The organism is Pseudomonas sp. CFBP13509, assembly GCF_005233485.1.
Taxonomy (GTDB): Bacteria; Pseudomonadota; Gammaproteobacteria; order Pseudomonadales; family Pseudomonadaceae; genus Aquipseudomonas; species Aquipseudomonas marginalis.
The window spans coordinates 352,775-366,709 of the sequence record NZ_QGAA01000001.1; the positions used below are offsets into that span (position 1 = coordinate 352,775).

The following is a 13,935-nucleotide window of genomic DNA, read 5'->3' on the forward strand; positions in this document are numbered from 1 at the left end:
TGATCAGGTAGTCTCTAAGTGGCAGGAATGCAGGAAGCGTTCCTGGCTCCTGCCACCCGTTTCGACACTCAAATATTGGCCCTTACCCCTCTATGCCGCCTTCCGAACCTTGAACCACGCCGCGTAGAGCGCCGGCAAGAACAACAGGGTCAACGCCGTCGCCACGATCAAGCCACCCATGATCGCCACTGCCATCGGCCCGAAGAACACGCTGCGTGACAGCGGGATCATCGCCAGCACCGCCGCCAGGGCGGTCAGCACAATCGGGCGGAAACGCCGTACGGTGGCTTCGATAATTGCCTGCCACGGCGCCAGCCCGGCCTTGATGTCCTGTTCGATCTGGTCCACCAGGATCACCGAGTTGCGCATGATCATCCCAGACAACGCGATGGTCCCGAGCATGGCCACGAAGCCGAAGGGCTGGCGGAACACCAGCAGGAACAGCGTCACGCCAATCAGGCCCAACGGCGCGGTCAGAAACACCATCGCCGTGCGTGAGAAGCTGCGCAATTGCAGCATCAGCAAGGTCAGCACCACCACGATAAACAGCGGCACGCCGGCCTTCACCGAGTTCTGCCCGCGGGCGGAGTCTTCGACGGTGCCACCGACCTCCAACAGGTAGCCATCCGGCAATTCGGCGCGCACCCCCTCAAGGGTTGGCAGGATTTGCTGGACCAACGTTGCCGGTTGTTCCTTGCCGTAGATATCGGCGCGCACGGTCACCGTCGGCAAGCGGTTGCGGTGCCAGATAATACCCTCTTCAAAGCCGTATTCGAGGGTGGCGATCTGCGACAGGGCCACGCTTTTACCGTTGTCGGTCGGTACCGCCAGGCTGGGCAGCAGCGACAACTCGGTGCGCTCGTGGACGGTGCCGCGCAGGAGAATTTCGATCAACTCGTTGTCCTCCCGGTATTGACTGACGCTGGAACCGGTCAGTGAGCTTTGCAGGAATTTCGACAGGTTGGCGGTACTGACACCGAGGGCGCGGGCGCGGTCCTGGTCGATATTGAGGTAGACGATCTTGCTCGGCTCTTCCCAGTCCAGGTGCACATTGACCACATGGGTATTTTCGCGAACCTTGGCCGCGACTTTCCGCGCAAGGGCGCGGACTTCCTCGATGTGTTCGCCGGTTACGCGAAACTGCACCGGATAGCCCACGGGAGGGCCATTTTCCAGGCGGGTAACGCGTGAGCGCAGGTCGGGGAATTGTTCGTTGAGGGTTTCGATCAGCCAGGTGCGCAGGCTTTCGCGGCCCTCGATGGTCTTAGCCAACACCACGAACTGCGCAAAACTGGCCGCTGGCAGTTGCTGGTCCAGTGGCAGGTAGAAACGCGGCGAACCGGTGCCGACGTAGGCCACATAGTTATCAATGCCGGCGTGTTCCTTGAGCAAGGCTTCCAGGCGCTTGACCTGGTCGGCGGTGTTGCTCAGGGAAGCGCCTTCGGCCAGTTTCAGGTCGACCATCAATTCCAGGCGGCCTGAGGCCGGGAAGAACTGTTGCGGCACAAAGCGAAACAACCCCACCGAGCCGATAAACAGCAGCAACGTCAGGACAATCACGGTTTTGCGCCGACGCACGCACCACTCCACCAAACGTCTTACACGTTGGTAGAACGGCGTACCGTAGGGATCCGGGCCATCGATGCCATGTTTGGCCGCGTGAATCTTCGCCAGGTCCGGCAGGAGTTTCTCCCCCAGGTACGGCACAAACACCACGGCGGCGATCCATGAGGCGAGCAACGCGATCGTCACCACCTGGAAGATCGAGCGTGTGTATTCACCTGTGCTCGACTGCGCGGTGGCAATCGGCAGGAAGCCGGCCGCCGTGATCAGCGTGCCGGTGAGCATCGGAAAGGCGGTGCTGGTCCAGGCAAAACTGGCCGCCTTGAGCCGGTCGTAGCCCTGCTCCATTTTGATTGCCATCATTTCCACGGCAATGATCGCATCATCCACCAGCAAGCCAAGGGCCAGCACCAACGCACCGAGGGAAATCTTGTGCAGGCCGATGCCGAGGTAATACATGGTGGCAAAGGTCATCGCCAGCACCAGCGGAATCGCCAGTGCTACGACCATGCCAGTGCGTATGCCGAGGGAGAAGAAACTCACCAGCAAGACAATCGCCAATGCCTCGGCCAACACCTGCACGAATTCGCCGACACCGGTTTTCACCGCTGCCGGTTGGTCTGACACCTTGCGCAGCTCCATGCCCGCCGGAAGGTTCTTTTGCAAGCGTGCGAATTCGCCTTCGAGAGCCTTGCCCAGCACCAGGATGTCGCCACCGTCGCGCATGGCCACGGCCAGTCCGATAGCATCCGCCCCCATGTAACGCATGCGCGGCGCCGGTGGATCGTTGAAGCCGCGGTGAATATCGGCAACATCACCGATGCGGAAGGTTCGATCAGCGACACGAATAGGAAAGTCGCGGATTTCTTCCACCGTCTTGAAATTACCCGACACGCGCAGTTGCACGCGCTCGCTCGGGGTTTCAAAGAAGCCGGCAGTGGAGACCGCGTTCTGCTCCTGCAACGCCTGCTGCACAGCGGCCAACGGCAGGCCAAGGGTGGCGAGCTTGAGGTTGGACAGCTCGATCCAGATCTTCTCATCCTGTAGGCCAAGTAACTCGACCTTGCCCACATCCGCCACTCGTTGCAGCTGAATCTGGATGCGGTCGGCGTAGTCCTTGAGTACGGCATAGTCGAAGCCGTCGCCGGTCAGGGCGTAGATATTGCCGAAGGTGGTACCGAACTCGTCGTTGAAAAACGGCCCCTGGATATCCGGCGGCAAGGTCTGCCGGATGTCGCTGATCTTCTTGCGCACCTGGTACCACAACTCAGGAATCTGCACAGAGTGCATGGAGTCGCGCGCAATGAAGGTGACGGTGGACTCGCCCGGGCGAGAGAAAGAGACAATGCGCTCGTATTCGCCGGTCTCCATCAGTTTTTTCTCGATACGCTCGGTGACCTGGCGCGAGACTTCCTGGGCCGTAGCGCCGGGCCAGTTGGTCTTGATCACCATGGCCTTGAAGGTAAACGGTGGATCTTCGCTTTGCCCCAGTTTGGTATAGGACAAAGTACCGACCACAGCCAGCAGGATCATCAGGAACAGTACAATCTGGCGGTTACGCAACGCCCATTCGGAAAGATTGAAAGCCATCGGGGACTACTCCTTGGCCGCCAGGTTCACTATACGGTTGGAGCCATCCACCGCGCGCACTTGCTGGCCCTCGTGGAGCACATGCACGCCTGCTGCGACCACCCAGTCGTTGGGGGTCAAGCCTTCCAGCACCGGCACGGTTTTTTCGCCAAAGGCGCCGATGCGTACCGGCGTGCGCTTGAGGGTGTTGTCCTGCTCTACACGCCAGACGTAGGACGCACCGTTCTCCGCACTCAGGGCAGACAGCGGTACCGACAGCGGAATAACGCCGTCGGCCTGTATGAATACGCGAGCGCTTTGCCCCAGTTCCGCCGGGACTTTGCCGCCGGTGAAGGCAACGCGAGCGGCGAAGGTGCGCGATTTTGGATCAGCCGCAGGCGACAGTTCACGAATGCGCCCGGTGAAACGCTGGCCCGGCTGGCTCCACAACTCCACCGCGACCGGCTGACCGATCTTGAAGCGACCAAACCCTTGTTCGGGCAGGCTGATAAGCACTTCGCTCTCGCCATCGGTGGCCAGGGTGAACACGGTCTGGCCAGCGGATACCACTTGGCCGACTTCCACCGCGCGCTTGGCGACGACGCCATCCTGAGGGGCGCGCAATACGGCGTAACCGGCCTGGTTACTGGCCACGTCGAACTCGGCCTTGATCTGCTTGAGGCGCGCTTCACCGGAACGGTAAAGGTTTTCGGAATTGTCGTACTGGGAACGGCTGACCATCTGACGGTCCATCAGGGTCTTGTAGCGATCACGCTCAGCGCGTACCAGGCGCAGGTTGGCCTCGGCAGCGGCGACCTGGGCACGGGCGGCCTCCAGTTGCAGGCGCACATCCTGAGGGTCAAGTTCCGCCAGTGCCTGGTTGGTCTTGACCCGCTCGCCCTCCTCCACCAGACGCTTGCTGACTTTGCCACCGATGCGAAAGGCCAGGTCCGGCTCATAGCGCGCGCGTACTTCACCGGGGTAGCTGTCCGTCGACTGCGCCGAGGGTTGCGGCTGCACCACCATGGCCGGGCGGACGGTGGTCTGGACCGCTTCTTCCTGGCCGCAGGCGGCCAACAGGAAGACCAGGCAGACAGGCAACGCAAAGGGCAGGAAAGTGCTGCGCATGCTGAAGGACCTTTCGCAAATGGAGCTAGGAATAATTATACTGGCCGGTATGTTATTAATACCAAACTCGCCAGTCCAGTATTAAAGGTAGAAATGTCCGACAATCGTGTAAGCACCAATAGCCCCGGGCGTCCCAAGGACATGGCAAAACGCCAGGCTATCCTCTCGGCAGCGAAAATCCTGTTCTTGAGCAACGGCTACGCCAACACCAGCATGGATGCCGTGGCCCTTGAGGCCGGCGTATCGAAACTGACCGTCTACAGCCACTTCACCGACAAAGAAACCTTGTTCACCGCCGCCGTGGTGGCCAAGTGCGAGGAACAGTTGCCGGTGATGTACTTCGAACTGCCCGAAGGCATGCCGGTGGAAACGGTATTGTTGAATATCGCCCGGGGGTTCCATCGACTGATCAACAGTGAAGAGTCGGTTAACCTGCATCGCCTGATGATGACCACCGGCAATCAGGACGTGAAACTCTCACAGATCTTCTTCGAAGCCGGGCCCATGCGGATGCTCCAGGGCATGGAGCGCCTGCTCGGCAAGATCGACCAGAGCGGCGCGCTGAGCATCGACAGACCGCTTACGGCAGCCGAGCACTTCTTCTGCCTGCTCAAGGGCACCGCGAACTTCTGCCTGCTGTATGGCTGCGGCGGGCAACTGAGTGAGGAAGCCGCCGAAGCCCATGTGCAGGAGGTGGTGGGGTTGTTTATGCGGGCCTATAGGAGAGATGCGGCTGCAAGTGGTTAGCTGCAAGCAGCAAGTGAAAAGCGCTTTTGCTTGCAGCTTGTGGCTTGTGGCTTGTGGCTTAAGACTTGAGCGCTTTCTTGGGATAAATGTCATACCGGCTGGACTTGCCATCCAGCGCATGGCTCGGCTTGGGCCCTTCGATGCAGGGCGCCTTGCGCGGGCGCTTGACCACCACGCGGTGGCTGGCCAGGGCCAGGGCGGCGGCCAGCAGGGCCGGTGCATCCGGATCATCGCCCACCAGTGGCCGGAACAAGCGCATTTCTTTCTTCACCAGGGCGGTTTTCTCACGGTGGGGGAACATCGGGTCGAGGTAGATCACCTGGGGTGGCTCCCCTTGCCAATTGAGCATCACGTCAATGGAGTTGCCCTTGAGCAGCTTCATGCGCGCCACGATGGGCGCTACGTCAAAATCCTGCGTAGCGCGCGCCAGGCCATCCTCGAGCAAGGCACCGATCAGCGGTTGGCGCTCGATCAGGCTCATCTCGCAGCCCAGGCTGGCCAGCACGAACGCGTCCTTGCCCAGACCGGCCGTGGCGTCCAGCACACGGGGACGCACGCCTTGGGCAATGCCCACGGCCTTGGCGATCATCTGTCCGCTGCCGCCGCCATACAGCCGACGGTGAGCCGCGCCGCCTTCGACGAAGTCCACCCGCACCGGTCCCGGCGCGTCAGGTCCAAGCTGCTGCAGTTGCAGGCCGTGTTCCCCCACTTGCAGGGAAAAATCCGCATCCGCGAGCTGTAAAGGCAAGCCGAGCTGTGCAGCCCACTGCTCGGCCCGGGCCTGGAAACCTTCGCCCAAGGCCTCGACCTGGATGCGGCTGGCCGCTGGTTGTTCGCTCATCAATCGCTACGCTCAAAAATATTAAGGATCGGCAAACAACGGCCGATAAAAACAACAGTCAGGTATTTTGCCAGAGCTGAGCGTCGACCGAGAAAAATGTCAGACATTCTCCCCCTAACCATCGGTGTACTGCCGACCCATAACCACTACGGCCTGCGCAATACTCAAGCGCTGGCCGGGGTGAGCCATGTGTGGCAGGACTTCTTCGCCCGGGCGCTGGCCGAGCAGCTCGGTGAAACGCCGGACGCGCTCGCCGCCAAGGCGTCGGCACCGGCGGACCCGGCGGTAGAGCCCAGCGCCGGTGCCGACCTGTTGTCGCAGATCCTCACGCAGCGTGAGTGCGACGTCAAAGACACCGAGATTGCGCCACCTGAGCCACTGTTCCTGCCTATCGCCGAATTCGAAACCGAGTTGCTGCCACCGGCCGCCACGCCATTCCCACAGGAAGAAATCGTCGCGCAGCAGCGCCAGCAGAATTTCGAAAGCGCTTGGGTTCGCCCGATCGTCCTCACGGCCGGCCAGCCATTGCCTGAGCCCGGCCCGGCGCCGGAACCACGCCCTCTGCACTTGCCGATTGCCGAGTTCGAACTGGACCTGTTGCCACCACCCGCCACGCCTTACCCAACCGAAGAACTGCTGGCGCAACAGAAGGCGCTGGACTTCGACTACCACTGGGCACGCCCACTGATCACCCACAACCTGCGCCTGGCGGCCTAGCGACACACCCACCAACGCCCCATGTCCAGATGGAAATGGTTGCGGTGCGCGGCGTTGTAGTCCGGGCTCAACACCACATTGAAATCATCACAGGCGCCATCGCGCACCTGGCGCAGGAACCGCGCGCTGTCGCCCTCCCCGGACCAATCCTTGAGCACGCTGATACTGCGCCCATCCGCCAGGCGAAACCCGGCGATATCCAAGGCATTGGCCGACGCATGCTGGCTGAGCCGCCCTTCGGCACGGTTATACATGTTGCGACAGGCAAAGCTGCCCAGGTGATCGACCCGTGTCACCGCCTGGCCGAACACCGCCTGGGCTGCCGGTTGCAGGCTGTGACGCTCGAACAGCGCGAATGCCACGGCCAACGGGCAACTGGCGAGAAAGCTGCTGCTTAATGCCACGTCTGCACCCTGCACGCGCAAGGTATTGCGCAGAGGACAGGCAGCGTCAGCGGGCGTGTCAGCCTGATGGCTGACACGCAAACCAGAGGTTTTCAGCACTTGGTCGCAGAGCTCGGGGTCATCCTGCAGGCGTCCCAGCTTGTAGCGGGTCAACAGGTTCGGGCTGGACCGTACGTCCAGCGGCGACCAGGGGTTCCATTCGGCCGGCAACGGCAGCCAGCCACGCCATACACCCACGGCAAATGCACCACTGAGCACCAGCAGAGCACCCAGCAGTTTGAAAAAACGCACGGCTCAGTCCTTGAAGAACTGATTGGCCTGGCTGAAGGGCATCGAGCGCTCGGTAAAGCTGAAGGTGCCCAGCTCATAGACTTCCTGGGCCGCTCGGTAGAATTCACCATAGGCCGCCAGTGCCATGGCCGAGCCCACGCTGATGCGCTTTACCCCCATCGCGCTCAATTGCGCCACGCTGAGTTTCAGGCCGCCGGACATCAACACGTTCACCGGCTTTGGCGCCACGGCCTTGACCACCGCCAGCACGTCCTCAGCACTGCGCAGGCCCGGCGCATAGAGCACGTCGGCGCCGGCTTCGGCGTAGGCCTGCAGGCGACGAATAGTGTCGGGCAGATCCAGGCGACCATGCAGGAGGTTTTCCGCGCGGGCCGTCAGTGTGAAGGGGAATGGCAAGCTGCGGGCAGCGGCGACGGCGGCTTCCACGCGCTCTACGGAAAGGTCGAAGGGATAGATCGGGTCGACGGCAACGCCGGTGGCATCTTCGATAGAGCCCCCCACGATACCGCTGGCCGCCGCCCGCAAGATGGTTTCGGCACAGCCTTCAGGGGTATCGCTGAAGCCGTTTTCCAGGTCGGCCGCCACCGGCAGCGCGGTGGCCTTGGCGATCATGGCGGCATTGAGCAACGTGTCTTCAAGGGACAACGCGCCTTCCGCGTCCGGGCGCCCCAGGCTGAACGCATAACCCGCACTGGTCGTGGCAAGGGCTTCAAAGCCAAGGCTGGTGAGCATCACCGCGGAGCCGGCATCCCAAGGGTTAGGCATCACGAAGGCGCGGTCGCGCTCATGCAGGGACTTGAAGGTTTCGGCGCGAAGGGCTTGGGCATCCATGACTGACTCCTGGCGGGAAAAGGAGCCCTAGAGTAACCCCAGTTGTTCCGCTTCGGGTTGCCGATCCAACGTCGGCAGCGCCGGAAGGCCGGGCAGGCGCACCATCAACTTGGCGTGGAAACGCAGGGCCAGTTGTGCGGCCAGGCGGTTGTCCGAGGTGTGCAGGAACACGTAGGGTGTGCGGCCTTCTTCGATCCAACCCGCGATTTTTTCCACCCACGGCACCAGGAACGGGTCATTGGCCTCAAGCTCCGGATGGCCGATAAAACGCACTTGGGGAAACCGGGTCAGCGCGGCCGGACGGGGCGGCACCTTGGGCTTTTTCGATTGTGCGTGCAGTACCGCCGCCGAAGTCGACGTGCAACTGAACAACGCACGCGGGTCGAGGCAGATGCGCTCGACACCGCGATCACGCAACAAACGGTTGAGCATGCGCTCGGCATCGCCCTTGGCGAAGAACTCAGGGTGGCGTACTTCCACCGCCATCGGGCGTTCCAGGCCATCGATAAAACCGGCCAGTTCAGCCAGGCGTTGCGGCGAAAAACTCGCCGACAGTTGCAGCCACAGCGGCGAAACACGTTCACCGAGCGGGCTCATCAAACCGACAAAACTTTCCGCCGCCGGCAATTGCTCGCGCAAGTCGCCACCGTGACTGATGTCACCGGGGAATTTTGCAGTGAAGCGAAAATCGTCGGGCATGATGTCGACCCAGCGCTGCACGGTAGCGGCCGAGGGGCGAGCGTAGAACGTGGTATTGCCCTCAACGGCGTTGAAGACCTGGGAATAAAGTGCAAGGTAATCGCTGGAGCGGGCGTCGACTGGGTACAGGTACTCGCGCCAGGCGTTTTCACTCCAGGACGGGCAGCCGAGGTAGTAAGGCAGGCGCATCAGATGTGGATGTCGAGACCCAGCACTTCCATATCCCATTCGACAAATCCGGCGGTGGTCAGGTAGCTGGCCAGGGCGGTGGCAACGCTTTTGCTCATGGAGCGCGGGAAGACCATGTCTTGCTGACGGGCGGGAACGCCGCTGATGCGGGCTTGTGAACTGGCCTGCGCATCGGATTGGACCTCAATGAAGTCCGGCGAATCCTCGACGGAGTCGTCCACCGTGGCGTTTGCCTTACGCGGCTTGCGCTTGATCGGGTACGACTGTGAGGAAAATCCATCTATACGCATAGGCGCGAACTCGCTATCAGTAATGGCATTTTGGCAGCACTGTCCGTCGCGCGCAAATGCTCTGGTGATAACTAGAACACATAATTTGAAAAAGGTTTAAAAACCCGGGCAAATTCTGACGATTGGCGACTTTTGCCTCAAATTGCCATCATTTTTGGCGTCAAATAATCCCTCTTTCCGCCTTGGTCTGCGCGACTTTATCGCGCAGGTAAACCGGTGCGGCCTGATCCGCAGGAATAGCCTCGCCACGTTCGAACGCAAAGCGCGCCAGGGTCAGCAGGTCTTCGGCGTGAGGCAACAGGGTGGCGTCCTGGCCAGCGGGTTGAACGCCGATACGCTCGCCATAACCCCAACCGGTGCCAGCGCCGAACCAGTCACCGCTGGCATCGCCCGGCAATACCGCCGATTCCGGTGGCTGCACCGCTTCCACGCCGACAAGGCGCATTTCGCCAGCCGTTTCGCGGTAGCAACCCCAATACACTTCGTCCATACGCGCATCGATCGCCGCCGCCACCTGCTGGGCGCCGTGTTCGCGCAAGGCACGTTGGGCCAGTACGGCAAGGTTGGAAACCGGCAGCACCGGGCGCTCCAACGCAAAGGCCAGGCCCTGGACCACCCCAATGGCGATGCGCACCCCGGTGAACGCTCCCGGGCCACGGCCGAAGGCGATGGCATCCACGGCCGACAGGGTGGTGCCCGCGTCTTCAAGCAGCTGCTTGATCATCGGCAACAGCTTCTGCGCGTGCAGGCGCGGGATCACCTCGTAGTGGCTTGTGACCTTGCCATCGTGCAGCAAGGCAACGGAGCAAGCTTCAGTCGCGGTGTCCAGGGCCAGCAGGGTGCTCATCGGTATGGGTGTCCAAGTCGAAAAAAAGTGCGCCAGTATAAACAACAACGGCCCGCAAGCGGGCCGTTGTCTATCAAGCCGATAAAGGATCAGCTCAGTGCTTGCAGGACCTTGGCGGTGATCGCTTCCACCGAGCCGACGCCAGGGATATGGCTGTACTTCGGCTTGCCCTGGGCTGCGGACAGCTTCTGGTAGAAATCCACCAGCGGCTTGGTCTGGGAATGGTAGACAGACAGGCGATGACGCACGGTTTCTTCGGTGTCGTCCTTGCGCTGCACCAGGTCTTCACCGGTGACATCGTCCTTGCCTTCAACTTTAGGCGGGTTGTAGACGGTGTGGTACACGCGGCCGGAGGCTTCGTGGACGCGACGACCGGCAATACGCTGGACGATCTCTTCATCTTCAACCGCGATTTCCACCACCGCGTCCAGCTCGACGCCGGCTTTCACCAGGGCTTCGGCCTGGGGAATGGTGCGTGGGAAACCGTCGAACAGGAAGCCGTTCTTGCAGTCTTCCTGGCTGATGCGTTCCTTGACCAGGTTGATGATCAGGTCATCGGAGACCAGGCCGCCGCTGTCCATCACGCTCTTGGCGATCAGGCCCAGCTCGGTGCCGGCCTTGACGGCAGCACGCAGCATGTCGCCGGTGGAGATTTGTGGAATGCCGAATTTTTCAGTGATGAACTTTGCCTGAGTACCTTTACCGGCCCCGGGAGCTCCCAGCAGAATGACGCGCATCGATGTGCTCCTCAATTTTTTATAGAGATGACGCTCGGATTCGCCGCGTGGGGCCAATCTCGTAAAAATAATATAGGGCTCATGAAACTATGGGCCCAGGCCGCCCAAACGGCCAAAGGCTGATCAAGATACACAGCGGGCCCTAACCACACAAGCCGCCAAAAGTCGCAGGAACCCGCGCCACGCGTACGTCATAGGTAGGGTGTGCCTGAGTGCAACCAGCGCTGTAAACGCCGACCACCCCTTTCAGGGCGGCCGTCGTGGTTTATCCGCAAGCTTTTGAGAACACGCAAAAAACCTCAGCCGGTGTTGCGCAGGCCGGCGGCAATACCCGCCACGGACACCAGCAACGCCTGTTCCAGAGGGCTGTCCTGCGCGGCTTCCTGGCGACGCGAGCGCGCGAGCAACTCGGCCTGCAACAGGTGCAAGGGGTCGAGGTAGGTGTTGCGCAGGCGGATGAACTCCAGGGTGTCAGGGCTATGGGCCAGCAGTTGCGACTGGCCGGTCAGGCCAAGCACCACGTCGCATGCCTGCGACAATAGGTCGCGTAAGTGCGCCCCCAATGGCAACAGGTCCGGCTGCACCAAGCGCTCGTCATACAGGCGCGCAATATCGGCATCGGCCTTGGCCAGGACCATTTCCAGCATATCGATGCGGGTGCGGAAGAACGGCCACTGTTCGCGCATCTGCCCCAGCAGTTCCCCTTCGCCGCGCTCCAGGGCCTTGCTCAATGCGGCTTCCCAACCCAGCCAGGCCGGCAGCATCAGGCGAGTCTGGGTCCAGCCGAAGATCCACGGAATGGCGCGCAGGCTTTCTATACCACCGGCGCGACGCTTGGCCGGGCGACTGCCCAGAGGTAGCCGGCCCAGCTCCTGCTCCGGGGTGGATTGGCGAAAATACTCGACGAATTGCGGATTTTCCCGCACCACCGCACGGTAAGCGCTGACGCCGTCGGCCGCCAATTCATCCATCAAATGGCGCCACGCCGGCTCCGGTGGCGGCGGTGGCAGCAATGTCGCTTCCAACACGGCGGCCAGGTAGAGATTGAGGTTCTGTTCAGCAATGTCCGGCAAGCCGAACTTGAAGCGAATCATCTCGCCTTGCTCGGTGGTACGGAAACGCCCCGCCACCGAACCCGGCGGTTGCGACAGGATCGCCGCGTGGGCCGGGCCGCCGCCACGCCCGACGGTGCCGCCGCGACCGTGGAACAGCAGCAATTCCACCTGTTGCTCACGGCAGATATCCACCAGCCGCTCCTGGGCCCGGTACTGCGCCCAGGCGGCGGCGGTGGTGCCGGCGTCCTTGGCCGAGTCGGAGTAGCCGATCATCACTTCCTGCGGGCCCTGCAAGCGCGCCCGGTAGCCTGGCAGCAGCAACAGTTGTTCGATCACGGGACCGGCGTTATCCAGGTCGGCCAGGGTTTCGAACAGCGGCACCACGCGCATCGGCCGTTGAACGCCCGACTCTTTAAGCAGCAGCTGCACCGCCAATACGTCCGACGCGGCACCGGCCATGGAAATGACATACGAGCCTAACGATGCGGCAGGCGCGGCGGCCACTTCCTTGCAGGTATTGAGCACTTCGGCCGTATCGGCCGATGGCTTGAAATAGCCCGGCAACAGCGGTCGACGGTTGGCCAGCTCCTTCATCAGGAAGCTGATGCGCATGTCTTCGTTCCAGTCCTCGTAACGGCCCAGGCCCAGGTAATCGGTGATTTCAGTCATCGCCGCCGAATGACGACTGGAATCCTGGCGCACATCCAGGCGCACCAGAAATAGACCAAAGGTTACGGCCCGGCGCAGGCAATCGAGCAGCGGGCCGTCGGCGATCACGCCCATGCCGCACGCGTGCAACGACTGGTAGCACAACTCCAGTGGCTCGAGCAGATCGCGGTTGTTCTGCAACACCTCGGCAGGCGCCGGCGTGCTGCTGCTCAACGCGGTATGGGCCCATTGGCGCGTGGCGCGCAGGCGTTCGCGCAGTTGCTTGAGCAGGGCACGATAAGGTTCGACGCTGTCGCCGACCTTGGCCTGCAACGCCGGGCTGGCCTGTTGCATCGACAGTTCGGAGGCCAGGTGGTCGATATCGCGCAGGTACAGGTCGGCCGCCATCCAGCGCGCCAGCAGCAACACCTCGCGGGTGACCGGCGCGGTGACATTCGGGTTGCCGTCACGGTCGCCGCCCATCCACGACGCAAAGCGGATCGGCGCGGCTTCCAGCGGCAAACGCAGGCCCGTCGCCGCGTGTAACGCCTGGTCGGCCTTGCGCAAGTAATTGGGGATGGCGTGCCACAACGAATGCTCGATCACCGCGAAGCCCCACTTGGCTTCATCCACCGGGGTGGGCCGAGTGCGGCGGATTTCTTCGGTGTGCCAGGCTTCGGCGATCAAGCGCTGCAGGCGCTGGCGGATCTGCTCGCGCTCAGCGCTGGTGAGGTCGCGATGATCCTGCAGCGCCAGTTGCGCGGCGATGGCGTCGTATTTCTGGATCAGGGTGCGGCGTGCCACTTCGGTGGGGTGGGCGGTGAGGACCAGTTCGATGTCCAGGCGCCCCAACTGGCGGGCGAGGGACTCATTGCTGTGGCCCTCGCCCTGCAGGCGAGCCAGTAACTCCGGCAATACGCGGGACTCGAACGGCGCCGGTTGCGACTCGTCGCGCCGGTGAATCAACTGATACTGCTCGGCGATATTGGCCAGGTTGAGGAACTGGTTGAAGGCCCGCGCCACCGGCAGCAGTTCGTTTTCCTGCAACTGATTGAGGCTGGCGCTCAGTTCATCACCCGCGGCTTTGTCCGGGGCGGCTCCGCGGCGGTCGGCCTTGGCGCCTTTGCGGATCTGTTCGATCTTGGCGAGAAAATCATCGCCGTACTGCTCTCGAATGGTGTTGCCCAACAGTTCACCGAGCAGGTGAACATCCTCACGCAAGCGTGCATCGATATCACTCATCAGCCAATCTCCAGCCAGAAATCCGGGACGCGCAGGTGTGTCAGAGTGCCGCCGGCATCGTTTTATGACAAGACTTTAAACCTTGTGACTTGCAGCTAGTCTCAAGTGTGAGCCGCCGCGTTTATCCACGCGCACGG

The 13,935-nt window shown here is 61.9% G+C and carries 12 protein-coding genes; 2 read left to right on the forward strand and 10 right to left on the reverse strand.

Features of this window, described 5'->3' with window-relative positions:
• Positions 1-90: 90 nt before the first annotated feature.
• Together PspCFBP13509_RS01725 and PspCFBP13509_RS01730 are read right to left on the reverse strand one after the other, a co-directional pair.
• Positions 91-3,153 (reverse strand): efflux RND transporter permease subunit, encoded by a 3,063-nt coding sequence (locus tag PspCFBP13509_RS01725; RefSeq protein WP_065926474.1) that lies wholly within the window; start codon positions 3,151-3,153, stop codon positions 91-93.
• Between the two features lie 6 nt (positions 3,154-3,159).
• Positions 3,160-4,260: an efflux RND transporter periplasmic adaptor subunit gene (locus PspCFBP13509_RS01730; protein ID WP_137211481.1), complete on the reverse strand. Its 1,101-nt coding sequence runs from the start codon at positions 4,258-4,260 to the stop codon at positions 3,160-3,162.
• Positions 4,261-4,353: 93 nt separating this feature from the next.
• On the opposite strand from PspCFBP13509_RS01730, the gene PspCFBP13509_RS01735 reads away from it, so the two are divergent.
• The gene (locus PspCFBP13509_RS01735) at positions 4,354-5,007 is read left to right on the forward strand and encodes a TetR/AcrR family transcriptional regulator (RefSeq protein WP_065926476.1); all 654 of its coding nucleotides are present in this window, start codon (positions 4,354-4,356) and stop codon (positions 5,005-5,007) included.
• Between the two features lie 58 nt (positions 5,008-5,065).
• Here PspCFBP13509_RS01735 and PspCFBP13509_RS01740 read toward each other — a convergent pair whose 3' ends face one another.
• Entirely contained in the window at positions 5,066-5,848 is a 783-nt protein-coding gene (locus PspCFBP13509_RS01740; RefSeq protein WP_065926477.1) for a class I SAM-dependent methyltransferase, read from the reverse strand.
• A 96-nt stretch (positions 5,849-5,944) separates the two neighbouring features.
• Between PspCFBP13509_RS01740 and PspCFBP13509_RS01745 the strand changes: the two genes are divergently transcribed.
• Positions 5,945-6,565 (forward strand): energy transducer TonB, encoded by a 621-nt coding sequence (locus PspCFBP13509_RS01745; protein WP_137211482.1) that lies wholly within the window; start codon positions 5,945-5,947, stop codon positions 6,563-6,565.
• Here PspCFBP13509_RS01745 and PspCFBP13509_RS01750 read toward each other — a convergent pair.
• From PspCFBP13509_RS01750 to ppc, 7 genes are all read right to left on the reverse strand, one after another.
• Complete coding sequence (locus tag PspCFBP13509_RS01750; RefSeq protein ID WP_065926479.1) at positions 6,562-7,260, reverse strand: extensin-like domain-containing protein; 699 nt, start codon at positions 7,258-7,260, stop codon at positions 6,562-6,564. The two genes, PspCFBP13509_RS01745 and PspCFBP13509_RS01750, sit on opposite strands and share 4 nt — an antisense overlap.
• A 3-nt stretch (positions 7,261-7,263) precedes the next feature.
• Positions 7,264-8,091, reverse strand: a complete 828-nt coding sequence (locus PspCFBP13509_RS01755) for an isocitrate lyase/PEP mutase family protein (RefSeq protein WP_065948855.1) — start codon at positions 8,089-8,091, stop codon at positions 7,264-7,266.
• 27 nt (positions 8,092-8,118) lie between these two features.
• Positions 8,119-8,979, reverse strand: coding sequence for a DUF72 domain-containing protein (locus tag PspCFBP13509_RS01760; RefSeq protein ID WP_065948856.1), 861 nt, complete (start codon positions 8,977-8,979; stop codon positions 8,119-8,121).
• Positions 8,979-9,269, reverse strand: a complete 291-nt coding sequence (locus tag PspCFBP13509_RS01765) for a hypothetical protein (protein WP_065926482.1) — start codon at positions 9,267-9,269, stop codon at positions 8,979-8,981. Before PspCFBP13509_RS01765 ends, PspCFBP13509_RS01760 begins: the two co-directional genes overlap by 1 nt.
• A 160-nt stretch (positions 9,270-9,429) precedes the next feature.
• A complete protein-coding gene (gene tsaB, locus PspCFBP13509_RS01770; RefSeq protein ID WP_137211483.1) occupies positions 9,430-10,116 on the reverse strand; it encodes a tRNA (adenosine(37)-N6)-threonylcarbamoyltransferase complex dimerization subunit type 1 TsaB in 687 nt (228 codons plus the stop codon).
• A gap of 89 nt (positions 10,117-10,205) precedes the next feature.
• On the reverse strand, positions 10,206-10,853 hold the full coding sequence (gene adk, locus PspCFBP13509_RS01775; protein WP_010212617.1) for an adenylate kinase: 648 nt from the start codon (positions 10,851-10,853) through the stop codon (positions 10,206-10,208).
• 299 nt (positions 10,854-11,152) lie between these two features.
• Entirely contained in the window at positions 11,153-13,798 is a 2,646-nt protein-coding gene (gene ppc / locus PspCFBP13509_RS01780) for a phosphoenolpyruvate carboxylase (RefSeq protein ID WP_065926484.1), read from the reverse strand.
• Positions 13,799-13,935 lie beyond the last annotated feature (137 nt).

Bases quoted from the DNA above. Each gene is read 5' to 3' on its own strand.
- PspCFBP13509_RS01725 (WP_065926474.1), bottom strand. From the start codon at position 3,153: ATGGCTTTCAATCTTTCCGAATGGGCGTTGCGTAACCGCCAGATTGTA.
- PspCFBP13509_RS01730 (WP_137211481.1), bottom strand. From the start codon at position 4,260: ATGCGCAGCACTTTCCTGCCCTTTGCGTTGCCTGTCTGCCTGGTCTTC.
- PspCFBP13509_RS01735 (WP_065926476.1), top strand. From the start codon at position 4,354: ATGTCCGACAATCGTGTAAGCACCAATAGCCCCGGGCGTCCCAAGGAC.
- PspCFBP13509_RS01740 (WP_065926477.1), bottom strand. From the start codon at position 5,848: ATGAGCGAACAACCAGCGGCCAGCCGCATCCAGGTCGAGGCCTTGGGC.
- PspCFBP13509_RS01745 (WP_137211482.1), top strand. From the start codon at position 5,945: ATGTCAGACATTCTCCCCCTAACCATCGGTGTACTGCCGACCCATAAC.
- PspCFBP13509_RS01755 (WP_065948855.1), bottom strand. From the start codon at position 8,091: ATGGATGCCCAAGCCCTTCGCGCCGAAACCTTCAAGTCCCTGCATGAG.
- PspCFBP13509_RS01760 (WP_065948856.1), bottom strand. From the start codon at position 8,979: ATGCGCCTGCCTTACTACCTCGGCTGCCCGTCCTGGAGTGAAAACGCC.
- PspCFBP13509_RS01765 (WP_065926482.1), bottom strand. From the start codon at position 9,269: ATGCGTATAGATGGATTTTCCTCACAGTCGTACCCGATCAAGCGCAAG.
- tsaB (WP_137211483.1), bottom strand. From the start codon at position 10,116: ATGAGCACCCTGCTGGCCCTGGACACCGCGACTGAAGCTTGCTCCGTT.
- adk (WP_010212617.1), bottom strand. From the start codon at position 10,853: ATGCGCGTCATTCTGCTGGGAGCTCCCGGGGCCGGTAAAGGTACTCAG.
- ppc (WP_065926484.1), bottom strand. From the start codon at position 13,798: ATGAGTGATATCGATGCACGCTTGCGTGAGGATGTTCACCTGCTCGGT.